The organism is Gordonia sp. PP30, from assembly GCF_023100845.1.
Classification (GTDB): Bacteria; Actinomycetota; Actinomycetes; order Mycobacteriales; family Mycobacteriaceae; genus Gordonia.
Window position 1 is genome coordinate 472,419 of the sequence record NZ_CP095864.1, and the last position, 13,756, is coordinate 486,174.

Genomic DNA, 13,756 nt, shown 5'->3' on the forward strand with positions numbered 1-13,756 from the left:
GCGAGGTACGAAGATCAACAAGACTTTTCAAGACAAGGAGGTGACGCCGGTATGGCGGTGCAACGCGAATGGCTCGACCGAGACTTCTACGCCGACCTGGGCGTCGCTTCGGACGCATCGGCCGCGGACATCAAGAAGGCCTATCGGAAGCTCGCAGCACAGCTGCATCCGGACCGGAATCCGGGCGATACCGCTGCGGAGGACCGTTTCAAGAAGGTCTCCGAGGCCAACAGTGTGCTGTCCGATGCGGAGAAGCGCAAAGAATACGACGAGGCCCGCGCGCTGATGGCCAGCGGCCGGTTCCGTGGCGGTGACGCCTTCGGAGGCGGCGGCGGATTCGGCGGCGGCGGTGGCTACACCACGACCGGTGGCTTCGACATCGGCGACCTGAGCGACCTGTTCGGCGGCGGCGCCGGGGGCGGTGCCGGGGCCGGCGGGATGGGTGACATCTTCGGGAACATCTTCGGTGGTGGCGGCGGCCGCCCGCGCGGTGCTCAGCAGCAGCCGCAGCGTCCGCGCCGCGGCAACGACCTGGAGACCGAGACCACGCTGGCCTTCCGCGACGCGGTGAAGGGCAACACGGTGACGCTCAAGGTCACCAGCCCGTCGCCGTGCACGTCGTGCCACGGCAGCGGCGCCAAGGCGGGGACCAGCCCGAAGACGTGCACGTCGTGCAACGGCTCCGGGTTCATCCACCGCGATCAGGGACACTTCGGCTTCGCCGAACCCGATCCGGAATGCCAGGGCACCGGCACCAAGATCGACGAGCCCTGCCCCGACTGCTCGGGCACCGGGGTGCAGATCCGGCCGCGGACCATCAACGTCCGCATCCCGAAGGGCGTCGAGGACGGTCAGCGGATCCGGCTGACCGGCCAGGGCGAGGCCGGCCGTCGTGGGGCGCCGTCGGGCGACCTGTACGTGACCGTGCACGTGACGCCGGACCGGCTGTTCACGCGCAGCGGCAACGACCTGAAACTCCAGCTGCCGGTGAGCTTTTCGGAGCTGGTGCTGGGGACCACGGTCTCGGTGCCGACGCTCGACGGCTCGGTGGGCGTCAAGATCCCGCCGAACACCGCCGACGGCCGCACGCTGCGACTCAAGGGCCGCGGTGTGCCGAAGCGGTCCGGCGGGGCCGGCGATCTGCTGGTGACCGTCAAGGTCGCGGTGCCGCCCACTCTCGACGAGGCTGCCACCGACGCCATCAAGGCGTACGCGGCGGCGGAGAAGGAGAGCGGATTCGATCCCCGGGCCGGCTGGGGGCGGTGATCGCCGATGCGGGACGAGAGAGGCGACGTGGCGTCGAGTGACACCGCGACCTACCTGATCTCGGTGGCCGCGGAGCTGGCCGGCATGCACGCGCAGACGCTGCGCACCTACGACCGGCTCGGTCTGGTGACGCCGCAGCGGACCACCGGCGGCGGGCGGCGGTACTCGCCGAGCGACGTCGAACGGCTCCGCGAGATCCAGCGGCTGTCGCAGGACGAGGGCGTCAACCTGGCCGGAATCAAGCGGATCATCGAGCTGAGCGACGAGCTGGAGGAATTGCAGCGCCGGGTGGCCGAACTCTCCGCGCGGGCCCAGGCTTCCCGCGGCTCGCGCGGCGAGGTGGTCCACGTCGAACGGTCCAACTCCGTGGTGGTCTGGCAGCCGCGCCGGCGCCGGTCGGAGTAGAACCGCGGCAGTCGGCCCCGCAGCCACGGCACCGGGCGACGTCCGAGTCGGCGGCGACCAGCGCGATCGTCGAACATCCACATGACGATTGAACGCACCGAGCGTGACCGCGGTTCCCTCGCGCGCTCCCCGCGCGCGTCGTCGCCGGTGTGGCCCGGACAGACCCGCGGCAGTCGGTCACAGGCGCGGCGGCGACTGCCGCGTGGGTGCACCGGTGCCGCGGCTCCGTCGTCGAGTGCCGCGGGTCAGGCGTGGACGGGGTCGTGGCGCATCGCGTCGTGGGGGACGCCGGCCAGGCGGAGCTTCAGTTTGGTGGAGGTGATCATGTCGGCGGGGCCCGCGATGAGAACCTGGCGGCCGGTCCAGTCGCCGTAGCGAGCGGCCACGTCGCCGACACGGCCGTAGACCACCTCGAAACCCCATTGACGCGGGTCGGGGGCACCGTCGATCCACCACGGATCGGCCGGATTCTCGATCACCGCGGTGATCTTGAGCCACGGATTGGTGGTGGCGAGTTCGCGGAGAACGGCGAGGTCGTACAGCTCGCCCGGGTAGCGGGCGCCGTAGAACAGGTGCGTCGGTGGGGAGTCGGTGCGCTGCGCCATCTCCAGGAGCAGGGCGCGCAGCGGGGCCAGTCCGGTGCCGCCGGCGACCATCAGGACGGGGTCGTCGCCCTCGACGGCGAGCGTGCCGTGCGCCTGGGCGAAGGTCCAGACGTCGCCGGGCGCGGTCTCCTTCACGATCGACGTGCTCACCTGCCCGCCCGGCACGGCCCGCACGTGGAACTCCAGTTCACCGGCGTCGTTCGGCGGCGTCGCCGGTGAGAGATCACGCCACAGATACGGCCACTGCGGGATCTTGGTCTCCAGGTACTGGCCGGCGTGCACCGGCGGTACCGGATCGACGGCGACCAGGCGCACGACGGCGCGTTCCCGGGTGATGGTGAACTTCTGGACCACCCGCGCGCGCCAGGTGGCCGGTCCTTCGACGCTGTGCGCGGCGCCGCGCATCACCCCGGTGGTGAGCATCATCGCCTGGCTCACGGTGTCGGCGACGTCCTCGGTCCAGTCGGCGCCGAACAGGGCGGCCGACTCGGTGATCAGGGCGCGGAGCATCAGGTCGTAGTGCTCGTCGGTCACGCCGTATTTGCGGTGATCGCGTCCGAGCTGGGCCAGCAGTTCGATGAGCTCGTCGTGGCCGCTCTCGGCCGGCAGTGCCTCCAGCACGTGATCGAGGACGTCGATGAACGCCTCTCGCAGGTGCCGCAGATGCGGCGGGAACAGGTCGCGGACCGCCGGGGCCGAACCGAACAGGCGGGACAGCACGCGGCCCGCGAAACCGTCCGGATCCGCGGCGATCAGCGCGCGGAGGCGGTGCAGGACGGGCGGCTGCGGCTGGCTCACGGCGGGTCTTCCTTTCGCTGCGGCGGGGACGGGCTCGACCCCACGAGAGTAGTCCTGTGACCGATTCCGCCCGATACCGGCGCGCTTTCCGTCGCCCGGTGTGGGAGGCTGAGAATCGTGTCGACGTTGGTGGGGCGGGTTCCGGGCATCGTCGATGCGCATGCGCACTTCTTCGACCCGCGGACACCGCCGTGGAGTCTGCAGCGGCTCGGCCGGGCGAGCGTCCCGGTCCTGAAAGCGCTGCCGCGCCCGCTCATCCGGGTCGCCTCCCGGTTCACCGATGAGCACAGCCTGAGCGGGATCGCGGGCCCGGGCCGGCTCAGTGCCTCCTACCGGCTCCGCGAATACGCGAAGGATCTGGCCGCGCTGGACACCGTCGCCGGGGTGCCGGTGACCACGGTGATCCCGGTCGACTCGCAGTGGCGCCGCCGCCTGTCACCGGAGGAGGTGCCCGGGGCCGTCACCCGCGACCTCGACTTCCTGCGCCGGCTCCCGTACGGCGACGGCCTCCCCGAACTCGGCGGACTGCTGGTCCCGGCCGACGACCGGATCCCCGGGCTCGGCGTGGCCGACGCGCTCGATGCCGACGTCGACGGCCTGATCCGCGGCTTCCGGCTGCGGTGGGGACGCCATCACGACCCGCTCGTCCACGACTGGACGGCGGAATCGGATCCGTTGCGCTCCAAGAACTTCCGGGATGCTTTCGGGCCGCTGGCCGATCGCGGGCTGGTCTTCGAGTCGCTCTGCTACTCGCACCAACTCGGCGAGCTGGCGAGTCTGGCGTCGGAGTATCCGAAGGCGACCATCGTCGTCGAGCACCTCGGCTGCCCGGTCGGTGTCTTCGGGCCGTTCGGGTCGTCGGTGGGGACGACGGCCGCGGCCCGCGCCGACATCCTCGGACTGTGGCGCGAGCGGATGGCGATGCTCGCCGCGCGGCCCAACGTCCACGTCAAGATCAGCGCGGTGGCCAGCGGCCTGTTCGGCTACGGGCAGGAGCGGTCGGGCAACATCGGCGGCCAGCACATTCTCGCCGACATGATCGGTCCGCTGGTGCTGCACGTGGTGGACCGGTTCGGCCCCGAACGGGTGATCTTCGGTTCCAACGCCCCGCTGGACACCCACAACGCGACCATCGGTGTGGTGGTCGGCGCCCTGCTCGACGTTCTCGGTGACCGCGGCGACCATCTGCTCTCGCACCTCTTCAACGACAACGCGCGCCGCCTGTACCGCATCACCGATCAGTGAGGCGCGGCCACAGCGGATCACCCGGTCCGATGTCGTAGGTGCATTCGGTGGGCCGTGGGTCCGGGACGAACGACCAGGCCAATGCCCCGGCGGCACCCTCTGCGCGCACCAGATCGATGGCGGCGCGGACCCGGGCGGCACGGTCGGGCAACGGCAGGCACGACCCGCCGTACTCGCCGATCTCGGTGATCACCACAGGCTTGCCGAGTGCCCGCGCCTGGCTGATTCGGGCGGAGACCGTCGCCGACGCCGGCACCGTCGTCGGTGCTGACGGCGAGTAGTCATGAACTTCCAGGACGTCGATACCGGGCGATTCGCCGAGCCGCGAGAAGCCGTCACCGGCCACCCCGCACTGATCTCCGCCGAGCAGTCCGGCGAAGATCAGGTGCCGGGGGTCGACAGACCGGATGAGGGCGCCGGTGTCGTCGAAGAACCGCCGCAGCACCGCGTTCGCATCCGCCGGGCATGAGCGGTTCCGCCACGAATGGCAATCGCCGTCGCCGACGCACCGGCCGGGCTCGGGCTCACCGGTCGCCGTCCACCCGGCCAGCGCGGGCGCGTCCTTCCACCGGCCGACCGCGGTTCGCACCCAGTCGGCGAAGGTCCCATGCGGACTCACCGGAAGACTCCGCCAGCCGTCGGCATACCACCCCTCGTCCTTGAACGAACCGCCGTCACAGGCGCCGTCGCCCGAGGACAGGACCGGCAGTACCAGCTGTCCGTGGCGGGCGGCGGCGTCGAACACGGCGTCGGCGGCGCGGAAGTCGATGGTCCCGTCGTCGGCACGCACGGCGGACGGTGCGAAGAGAGAGAAGCGAGTCAGTGAGTGCGGTGGCAGCGCGCCGAAGTACTGGTCGAGGTTCACCTGCGCGCCGCAACCGGCGTTGATCGACCAGTCGGTGGCGAGCTGGTAGGCGTTGAATCCGGTCGGCCACCACGGCAGGCCGTTCAGCCGGAGCCCGGTGCCGTCGCTGGTGACGAGGTCGTCGGCGGTGGATGTGTCGCGCCCGTCGGGGCGCTGCCAGAGCAGCACGCTGCCCGCCACCAGCACGACGATGAGGGCCGCGACACCGGCGAGCGCCCAGCCCGACCGTCCTCCCTTCATAACGGCCGACCCTACTCCGGGGTTCGTGGTCGGATGAGACATCGCCGTGCCCTCATCGTTCCGGCGGCGGGCCGCCCAGGACCCGGTAGATCCGCCAATCGGGCAGGTCGGCGCCCTGGTTCGGGGCCTCGAATGCCAGTGTCGCGATACCCGCCCCGTTCTCGTAGAGCGTCGGGTAGCGGAGATTCAGCGCGTCGGACCGGCCGCGTCCGGTGTTCGGGACCGACAGCAGGTACCGCACACCGAAGTGGGCCGGGTCGTTGAGTTGTTCCGGGAAGTCTTCGTCGGAGGGGATCACGAACTGCCGCGGGCTGTCGGACCGGGCCACGACGGCGAACCCGTAGACCGTGTCGGTGAGCACCGACCCGTTCGGGAGATGCAGCGAATCGAGATACTCCGCCAGGGCCCGCTCCGTGGAGAATGACCGCGCCACCGTGCGGGCGTCGAGGTACACCGGATTCACCGAGTCCGGTTGCCGGAAGACCACCGACCGGATCGCGAATTCCTGCGGAGCGAACTTCGGCGAGGTCATCCCCACGGCGGTCACCGGGATCGCGACCACCGCGGTCACCGCGGCCGCCGCGGCGAGTGCACGCTCGGCGCCGCGACTGGCCGGGGGCGGCGCCGGTGGTTCGGCGTACCGTCCCCGCCTGCGCCAGGGAACGGTGTGGCGGGCCGACACCGCGAGCAGTGCGACCACGGTGGTCAGCGGCACCGCGGCGAGATAGAACCGCAGGAAGCCGAAAGTGAGTCCGCGCGCGTACGTGATGACCTGGAAACCGAGGACCGCGCCGAACACCACGACCGCGGCGGCGAGCGGGTAGAGGCGGCGACGGCGGGTGCGGGCCGCGGCGACGATGAGTAGCAGCGCGGGCAGCAGTGGAGACAGGATCAGCAGCTCGGTGGCCGAGAAGCGCAACGCCTGACCGAGGGTGTCGGAACCGGACCCGCCGGACTGGGCGATGATCGCCTTGTTGCCATACTCCGAGGTGAACTGGGCGAGCAGTTCGCCGTTGATGATCCAGCTGGTCACGGACCACACGACGAACGCGAGAACGGTCGGCGCGAGGACCAGGGTCGCGTCGATCAGGGCACGTGAGCCTCGCGCGGTGCCGCCGCGCCTGCGGTAGCTGACCACCGCCACGAGCGCCGCGGCGCCGACCGCCCCGGCGGCGAGGTCGTATCGGGTCAGGAATCCGAGAGCCAGTGCGACGCCGGCCACGGTCAGTTCGTGGACGTCGTCGGTGTCGACCCACCGGATCAGCCTGCGGGCACACCACGCGACAAAGAAGATCGCGGGCGCCTCACTCATCCCATTGGCGCCGTAGAGCACGATCATCGGATTGGCGGCGAACGCGATCAGTGCCACCAGCGACAGGCCGAGGGGGACGCGGCGGTCGCGCGCGATCCCGGTCAGCGCGGTGACGGCGCCGGCCATGAACGCCGCGGACATGATGACCGCGGACAGCGCGTCGGCGGTCAGCGCCGGAAAGACCGGTGAGAACGCGATCAGCGGCAACTGCACCATCGCGGTGAGCGGGGTGAAGATGAAGCCGATGGCCGACAGGTGCGGATCCCGGCTGTACAGAACGCTCTGCGCGGCCTGGACGCGGGACAGTGCGTCGCCGAAGAAGAACTGCTGGTCGACAGTCAGGTAGCAGCCGACCGCGAGGTAGGCGGCGAAGAAGATGGCGAATACCGCGATCGGGAGCAGGCGTGCCCGGCTCATGACACGTCCTCCTCGTCCCCGTCGCCGGACTTCTTCGGCGTGGCCAGGCCGTGCGCGGTCTTCTCCCAGTACGACGGGCTGACGAGCAGTTGCCACATCCCCTTGATGGCCGCGATCGACATCATCACCCAGTAGGCGGGCACCAGTAGCGCGGAACCGAGGAGCTCGCTGCGGTCGTCCTCGCGGATCGCGATGATGTTCATGTAGACGGCGGCGCCGTTGCCGAGGATCAGCGAGATCAGCGCCAGATAGTAGAAGAGGCCGGGGAAGAGGGCGGCGATGGCCCGGGGCTCGCCGGTGACCCAGGTCAGCAGGATCAGCCAGAAGGCCATGTTGACGCAGGCGATCACCGGGGTACCGGCCAGCAGCAGGGTGAAGCGGTACACGCCGACCGGGCCGAGCGTGCGCCAGAGCCGGACCGGATGGCGCATGTGCACCAGCCAGGTCTGCATGTAGCCCTTGTACCAGCGAGAACGCTGGCGGATCCAGTTGATACCGTCGACGTTCGCCTCTTCCAGCGTGACCGAGTCGAGCACTTCGGTGCGGTAGCCGCGCGCCGCGATCCGGACGCCGAGGTCGGCGTCCTCGGTCACGTTGTGCGGATCCCAGGCGCCGATCTCGTCGAGCAGGGACCGACGGAAGTGGTTCGACGTCCCGCCCAGCGGGATCGGCGAACGGCTCGCCATGATGCCGGGCAGCAGGAAACCGAACCAGATCCCGTAATCGGCGGTGAACCACTTGGTGAGGAGGTTGTCGGTCGCATTGTGGAAACTGAGTTTCCCCTGAATGCAGACGACGTCGGAGTCGGCCGCGGCGAACGCGGCGGCCACCCGGCGCAGCTGCAGCGGATCCGGCTCGTCCTCGGCGTCGTAGATGGTGACGATGTCGCCGTTTGCGAACGCCAGCCCGTAGTTGCACGCCTTGGGTTTGGTGCGCGGCTCGGCCGGCGGCACCAGCACCACGGTCACCGACTCGTCGTCGTCGAGGCCGCGGGCCGCTTCGATGGTGACGGTGTCGTCGGCCTCGAGGAGCAGCAGGATCTGGACTTTGTCGGGAGGGTACTCCAGCGCCCGCATGTTGGCGATCAGCTCGCCCACCACTTCGGGTTCGTCGTAGGCGGGGATCAGCACCGTGTAGGCGGGCAGGGCGTCGTCGGGCAGGGACCGGGCGAGGTCGTCGTCGATCACGACCGGGCCGCTGGTGAGACCGCGGCGGAAGATCAGCAGACGATCGCTCAGTGCGAGGATGTAGACCGCGGTCATAGCGGAGACCAGCGTGGCCGCGGTCGGGATCGGCCAGGCGATCGCGCAGGCGAGCACCACCGCGGCCACGACCGCGCCGGCGATCTTCTGCGTGCGGGTGAACGCGATCGAGGCGGACGCATCCGGGAAGCGCGTGCGCAGCCCGTCCACCGCCTCGATCAGCGCGGCCGCGCAGTACTCGTCGTCGGCGAGGCGTTCGGCCACGCCCGGTTCGCGTGCGGCGCCCGGCTCAGCCATGGCCGCCGCCGATCGCCGCGACCTGGGTGTCGATGAGCGCGCCCGCCGTCTCGGTGAGGAGGGCGCGATCGGCGAACCGCGGATTCAGGTCCTCGGTCACGGCATTGCCACGGATCAACAGAGTGAGCATGCCGTTGACCACCCGCCAGGTGTCGCGCCGGCGGCGGAACTGCGGGAACGGCGCCTCCGGCTCGTGATTGTCGACGGAGAACAGCACCACTTGCTGTGTCGAGTGCCCGTTGTTCCAGCGCCAGGCCAGCCGGTTGTAGGTGAGGAGACGCTGGTCGTCGACGAGCGTCTGCAAGACTCCGGTGACCCCGTGTGGCAGAGTCACGGCGGTCTCCGGTGAGACGCGGGTGTTCGAGATGTCGTACAGAAGTGCGGGCAGGTAAACGTCGAGCGTCAGCGGCAGCGCGGTCTCGACGGTGTCGGCGACGATGCGGCGCGGCCGGGCCTGGGCATCGAACCGTGTGTCGCCGTGGTTCTGTTCCAGCACCTGGCGCATGCGCCGGGCCTCGGCGCCGTTCTGGGTGGACGGCAGTACGCCGGTGGTCTCGATCTGGTGCCAGCCGAGCGGTACCCGCAGCGGCGGTGCGGTCGACAGGCCGGCGACGGTGACGCCGGCGTCCACGCGGATGGCCGGAGAGCCGATCAGGTGCAGCCCCGCAGCGACGACGGTCAGCAGCATCGCCGCCTTCGGTACTCGCGGCGCAGTAGGCGCGCGCAGCGCGCGGTGCGGGAAGGGGCGCATGCTGCCGAGCCCGCGTCGTTGCTGCACATACATGAACACGCCGGTCAGTACCGCGCAGCCGACCGCCGGAATCCACTGGTACGCCGAGCTGCGGGCGTCGGGTGCGAGCGTCGCGACGAGGGCGAGCAGCACGACTCCGATCGCCGCCGAGGCCAGGGCACCGAAGACGGCGCTGCGACGGGTCCGGCCGACGGCGACCGCGGACGCGGAGACTCCGAGGACCAGCATCACGGCGCCCGCGGCCAGCGGGGTGCCACCGAGCGTGACGACCGCGACCCGGTACGGCAGCGGAAAAAGTGCCAGGCTCAGTAGCCAGACCCAGCGGTACCGGAGGACTGGGCGCAGACCGAACAGCAGGACGCAGCCGCCGAAAAAGAACATCAGCAGTGAGAGCACGTCGATGTGGGTCACCAGGTAGGCGGGGAGATACCGCCGGTTCAGCAGCCCCTGGAACGACAGCGAGAGCAGCAGGACCACGGTGGCGACGATGAAGTCGGTGTCACGGTCGTAGATGGGTGGCTCGTCGTCGTGCCGCAGTGTGACCCCGATGGCCGCGAGCAGGCACAGGGTGGCGGCAGCGGGTACATACGTCACCACGGTGTGCTGGGCCATCTCGATGCCGAGTGCGGCGACGGTGTCCCAGTACGCGAACACCGTCAGCGCCACCAGCAGGACCCATCGCGCGGCGATACGCACGGGGGTCGCCGCCAGCGGGGAGCGGGCGGACGACGTGCCGGCGGGGGGCGGCGGCTGGGCGGTGGGGGGCGCGCCACCGGAGGACGGCGAGACGGTCATGGCCGGGACATTCAGTCGGCGTCGGGCTCGGATGTGCCGCGACGGCGGCGGAGCAGGAGTAGGCCGCCGAGCACCAGCAGGCCGGCGGCCAGCACGCCGAGACCGGTCCACCACGCGGTCGCCGTCCCGGAGGACGTCGGGGCCGGTGCGGTGGTGTCGCCGAAGAAGACCGGTGTCCGGCCGGCGGCTTGCAGCATGGCCGCACCGTGCACCGATCCCCACCGCGCCGGGTCGGCATCCAGCCAGGCCAGCGCTTCGTCGAGTAGTGCCGGGGCGCCCGTCGAGGTCGCCACCAGAACGGTGCGGTCGCCGCTGTTGACCACTTGGAGTGAACCGAAGACGGTCTGCGGGATGGTGGTCACCGCCGGCTGGCCATCGAGCCCGGTGACGTCGATCCGGCCCTGTCCCGCGGCGCTGACGGGCAGGGACAGCTTGGGCAGTCCGGTGCCGTCACCGGATATCAGGACAGCGGGCAGGTCGTTGTTCACCGCGGACATCGCCACCACATCCACCCCGAGCGGGATCGCCGACAGCCGCTGCAGCCCGCTCAGCAGACTGACGGCGCGGGTGATGTCGGTGATGTCGCCGCGCGTCCACGCGAGCTGGGTACGTGGCATGAGTGCTTGCGGCACCGAGGCCAGCCCGGCCGGGATCGGCGGGTGTGCCCGGTTCGACCGGATCCGTCCCGACGCCGACAGCGACAGGCTCGAGCGGAAGGCGTCTCCGCAGCCGGTACGGGAATCGCCGCGCTCCAGCGTCACCCGCAGTTCGGTGAAGCGTTCCAGTACCGAATTCGGGACGCTCACCCAGCGGTCGAACGCGCCGCTCTGGTCGGCGGGCCACGTGGCGATGACGGTATCGCCGGAGCGGACGGTCAGCTGGCCGCCGCTGCCGGACGGTGGCGCCGTGTAGGTGCCACGCAGCTGAACCTGTATGTCATCGGAGGGACGACCCAGGCGCGTCTGATCGATGCCGACGGTCACCGACGGCCAGCCGAGAGCGGTGACACGCTGATCGCCGACTCCGATGTCGGCGAGGGTCGAGACGTCTCGCGGCAGTTGCGGGGCGTCGGCCGCGGGCCCGGGGATCGCCGCGGAGGCCATCGCCAACGGTGCCAGGCCGGAAGTGAGGAAGGGAGCGGCGGTGCGCAGATCGTCGCCGCCGAGCGTCAGGTACGCGCCATCGTTGGCCAGGTGCAGGCCCTCGGGCAGGCTCTGGGCGATGACGATCTGTCGTTCCAGCGGACCGGTGGCCGCCGGCGGACGCAGGGCGTCGCGGGGCAGTGCGCGAGTGCGGACAGCGATGGGTGCGTTGCCGTAATGGGCGACAAGGGCGGTGGCCAGCGAGACGGCGGCGGCACCCTCGTCGGGCCTCGGATCGGTGGGGAGATAAAGGGTCACGCCGGTCAGTACCGGGGGCAGGAAGTCGCTGATCGCGGTGGGGGCCGTGGGACGCCCGGTGACGGACATGGTGGCGTCGGTGATCCGAAAGCCCTCATCGGGGTCGAACTCGCAGACGCCTTCGGTGCGCAGATACGTGCGGAGCGACAGGGTGACCGAACGAGTCTCGTCGTTCACCTGGATCCCGGTCAGCGGCAACCGGATCGGAGCGTTCGGCGACGTCGAGACGGCGGTCCGGGAAAGGATCCGATCACCCTGCAGCACATCGACGGTGCCGCCGGTCACGGAGGCCGGCAGCTGCGCGCGGCCTTCGATCGCGTCGGGCCGCGTGCCGTTCGGTACGGCGAGGGTCAGCGGGTAGACCTCTTGCACGCCGGGCAGCGAGATGGTCGCCGACGTGCCGAGATAGTCGAGCCCGACGCGGAGCAGCTGAGCGTCGCCGGTCGACTCCGTGTCAGTCTGTTCCGCATCGCCGGGAGCGGCGCCGGCGGCACCCGGCACGTTCCCGGCCAGGAACAGCACAAACGCGGTCACGATCACCGCTAGTCTTCGACCCATCAGGCCTTTGTACACGGGATCGCTAGGGTGCGCGATGCGACGGCATATCGGGACAAAAAGGTCCGATTTGCAGGCAAATCTCCGAAGGGATGCTAATGGGAACGTATGTGGTGACGGGTGCGGCGTCGGGCATGGGCGCGGGCGTCGCCGGGCGGCTGCGTGACGACGGTCACGACGTGATCGGCGTCGATCTGGCCGGCGCCGAGGTGGCCGCCGATCTGGCCACTCCGGCCGGGCGGCGGCGGGTGATCGACGACGTCCTCGACCGCTGCGGCGGTGTTCTCGACGGCGCGGTGCTGGCGGCCGGGCTCGGCCCCAAACGCGGTGCGGAGCGGACCATCGTCGAGGTGAACGTTCTGGGGGTCACCGAGCTGCTCGACGGTCTGCGGCCGGCGCTCGCCGCGTGCCCGGACAAGGCCAAGGTGGTCGTGTTCGGTTCCAACTCGACCACGTCGACCCCGCTGGTGCCGCGTCGTGCCGTCCGGCTGCTGGTCCGCGGGGAGACTGCCGCGGCCGCCCGCGTCATCGCGGCGCGGCGCGGCATCTCTGCGCCCGTCGCCTACGCGGCGTCGAAGCTGGCGGTGAGCCGGTGGTGCCGGACGCGGGCGGTCGGCGCGGACTGGGCGGGCGCCGGGATCCGGTTGAACGTGCTGGCGCCCGGGCCGGTGCTGACGCCGCTCCTCCGCTCGCAGCTGGAGAGTCCGACGGGCAAGCAGGTGCGGTCGTTCCCGGTGCCGGCGCGCCAGTACGGGACGCCGGAGCAGCTTGCCGAGTGGGCGGCGCTGATGCTGTCGCCGGCCGCCGACTTCATGGTCGGTTCGGTGGTCACCGTCGACGGCGGCACCGAGGCGCTGCTGCGCCCGCACGACTGGCCGTCGCGCCTGCCGCTGCGGGAACTGCCGCGGATGCTGTGGCTGATGGCGAAGGCGCCGGCTCGTGGTCAGGTGGCCGACTACTCAGCGGTCTGACCGGTCCGGTTCCCGGAGCCGGGTGAGGCCGGCCTGCACGTGTGGATCCGTCGCCAGCAGGTGGCGCATGCTCCACTCCAGGTCGGCGACGGCGCTCCCGGCGGTCTGATGTCCGATCAGCAGCAGCATGGCGGTGCGGGCGAGATGGCGGGCATGCTCGCGCTCGACTCCGAGATCGAGGGTGTACCGGACGATGGCCTGGGTGCGCACGGCGTCGACGTCGTCGACCGCCTGGCGCACGGCCGGGTCGCCGGCGGCCCAGGTCCGGATCGCGGCCTCCGCGGCGTGCGGGAGGTCGAGGGCGACATCGACCAGTGCGTCGCTCCGGACGAGCGGGTCCACGTCGGTGTCGAGCCAGGCGACGAGGCGATCGGTCGACTCGCTGCGCCAGTATTCGATCAGTGCCGTGCCGAACTCCCGCCAGTTGCGGAAGGAGTGGTAGAACGCACCGGTGGTCAGCCCGGTCTCGGCGCAGACCGTCGCCTGTTTGAAGTCCGCATAGCCCTCGCGGGCCAGGATCGTCATCCCGGCTTCGAGGAACCGCTCGCGCAGCGGGGACGCTGCGGAGCTCGTTGACTGGGTGGTCATGACTGACGATTCTCTCATGGGCGTGACCCCTTGCCCGGAGGGCA

11 protein-coding genes are annotated in these 13,756 nt (G+C 70.6%); 4 read left to right on the plus strand and 7 right to left on the minus strand.

Going from position 1 to position 13,756, the window contains the following annotated elements; genetic code table 11:
* Positions 1-51 precede the first annotated feature (51 nt).
* Positions 52-1,266 carry a molecular chaperone DnaJ gene (dnaJ, locus tag MYK68_RS02135; RefSeq protein ID WP_247866056.1) on the plus strand — a complete coding sequence of 405 codons (1,215 nt, stop codon included), beginning with the start codon at positions 52-54 and terminating at the stop codon, positions 1,264-1,266.
* 6 nt (positions 1,267-1,272) lie between these two features.
* A complete protein-coding gene (locus MYK68_RS02140; RefSeq protein WP_247866058.1) occupies positions 1,273-1,671 on the plus strand; it encodes a heat shock protein transcriptional repressor HspR in 399 nt (132 codons plus the stop codon).
* Positions 1,672-1,916: 245 nt separating this feature from the next.
* Here the strand turns inward: MYK68_RS02140 and MYK68_RS02145 are convergent, their stop codons facing one another.
* Positions 1,917-3,074, minus strand: a complete 1,158-nt coding sequence (locus MYK68_RS02145) for an FAD-binding oxidoreductase (RefSeq protein WP_247866060.1) — start codon at positions 3,072-3,074, stop codon at positions 1,917-1,919.
* 117 nt (positions 3,075-3,191) lie between these two features.
* Between MYK68_RS02145 and MYK68_RS02150 the strand changes: the two genes are divergently transcribed.
* Positions 3,192-4,319, plus strand: coding sequence for an amidohydrolase family protein (locus MYK68_RS02150; RefSeq protein WP_247866062.1), 1,128 nt, complete (start codon positions 3,192-3,194; stop codon positions 4,317-4,319).
* Here the strand turns inward: MYK68_RS02150 and MYK68_RS02155 are convergent.
* From MYK68_RS02155 to MYK68_RS02175, 5 genes are read right to left on the minus strand one after another with little or no spacing between them, the layout of a single operon-like run.
* Positions 4,306-5,424 carry a glycoside hydrolase 5 family protein gene (locus tag MYK68_RS02155; protein WP_247866064.1) on the minus strand — a complete coding sequence of 373 codons (1,119 nt, stop codon included), beginning with the start codon at positions 5,422-5,424 and terminating at the stop codon, positions 4,306-4,308. The two genes, MYK68_RS02150 and MYK68_RS02155, sit on opposite strands and share 14 nt — an antisense overlap.
* A 52-nt stretch (positions 5,425-5,476) precedes the next feature.
* Positions 5,477-7,153: a glycosyltransferase family protein gene (locus MYK68_RS02160; RefSeq protein ID WP_247866066.1), complete on the minus strand. Its 1,677-nt coding sequence runs from the start codon at positions 7,151-7,153 to the stop codon at positions 5,477-5,479.
* Positions 7,150-8,652: a glycosyltransferase gene (locus MYK68_RS02165; protein ID WP_247866068.1), complete on the minus strand. Its 1,503-nt coding sequence runs from the start codon at positions 8,650-8,652 to the stop codon at positions 7,150-7,152. Before MYK68_RS02165 ends, MYK68_RS02160 begins: the two co-directional genes overlap by 4 nt.
* Complete coding sequence (locus MYK68_RS02170) at positions 8,645-10,198, minus strand: hypothetical protein (RefSeq protein WP_247866069.1); 1,554 nt, start codon at positions 10,196-10,198, stop codon at positions 8,645-8,647. Before MYK68_RS02170 ends, MYK68_RS02165 begins: the two co-directional genes overlap by 8 nt.
* Positions 10,199-10,209: 11 nt before the next feature.
* The gene (locus tag MYK68_RS02175) at positions 10,210-12,156 is read right to left on the minus strand and encodes a cellulose biosynthesis cyclic di-GMP-binding regulatory protein BcsB (RefSeq protein ID WP_247866071.1); all 1,947 of its coding nucleotides are present in this window, start codon (positions 12,154-12,156) and stop codon (positions 10,210-10,212) included.
* Positions 12,157-12,251: 95 nt separating this feature from the next.
* Here MYK68_RS02175 and MYK68_RS02180 point away from each other — a divergent pair, with 95 nt between their 5' ends.
* Positions 12,252-13,124 carry an SDR family oxidoreductase gene (locus MYK68_RS02180; protein WP_247866072.1) on the plus strand — a complete coding sequence of 291 codons (873 nt, stop codon included), beginning with the start codon at positions 12,252-12,254 and terminating at the stop codon, positions 13,122-13,124.
* Here MYK68_RS02180 and MYK68_RS02185 read toward each other — a convergent pair.
* Positions 13,113-13,712, minus strand: coding sequence for a TetR/AcrR family transcriptional regulator (locus MYK68_RS02185; RefSeq protein ID WP_247866074.1), 600 nt, complete (start codon positions 13,710-13,712; stop codon positions 13,113-13,115). The two genes, MYK68_RS02180 and MYK68_RS02185, sit on opposite strands and share 12 nt — an antisense overlap.
* Positions 13,713-13,756 lie beyond the last annotated feature (44 nt).

Bases quoted from the DNA above. Each gene is read 5' to 3' on its own strand.
- dnaJ (WP_247866056.1), top strand. From the start codon at position 52: ATGGCGGTGCAACGCGAATGGCTCGACCGAGACTTCTACGCCGACCTG.
- MYK68_RS02140 (WP_247866058.1), top strand. From the start codon at position 1,273: ATGCGGGACGAGAGAGGCGACGTGGCGTCGAGTGACACCGCGACCTAC.
- MYK68_RS02155 (WP_247866064.1), bottom strand. From the start codon at position 5,424: ATGAAGGGAGGACGGTCGGGCTGGGCGCTCGCCGGTGTCGCGGCCCTC.
- MYK68_RS02160 (WP_247866066.1), bottom strand. From the start codon at position 7,153: ATGAGCCGGGCACGCCTGCTCCCGATCGCGGTATTCGCCATCTTCTTC.
- MYK68_RS02165 (WP_247866068.1), bottom strand. From the start codon at position 8,652: ATGGCTGAGCCGGGCGCCGCACGCGAACCGGGCGTGGCCGAACGCCTC.
- MYK68_RS02170 (WP_247866069.1), bottom strand. From the start codon at position 10,198: ATGACCGTCTCGCCGTCCTCCGGTGGCGCGCCCCCCACCGCCCAGCCG.
- MYK68_RS02175 (WP_247866071.1), bottom strand. From the start codon at position 12,156: ATGGGTCGAAGACTAGCGGTGATCGTGACCGCGTTTGTGCTGTTCCTG.
- MYK68_RS02180 (WP_247866072.1), top strand. From the start codon at position 12,252: ATGGGAACGTATGTGGTGACGGGTGCGGCGTCGGGCATGGGCGCGGGC.
- MYK68_RS02185 (WP_247866074.1), bottom strand. From the start codon at position 13,712: ATGACCACCCAGTCAACGAGCTCCGCAGCGTCCCCGCTGCGCGAGCGG.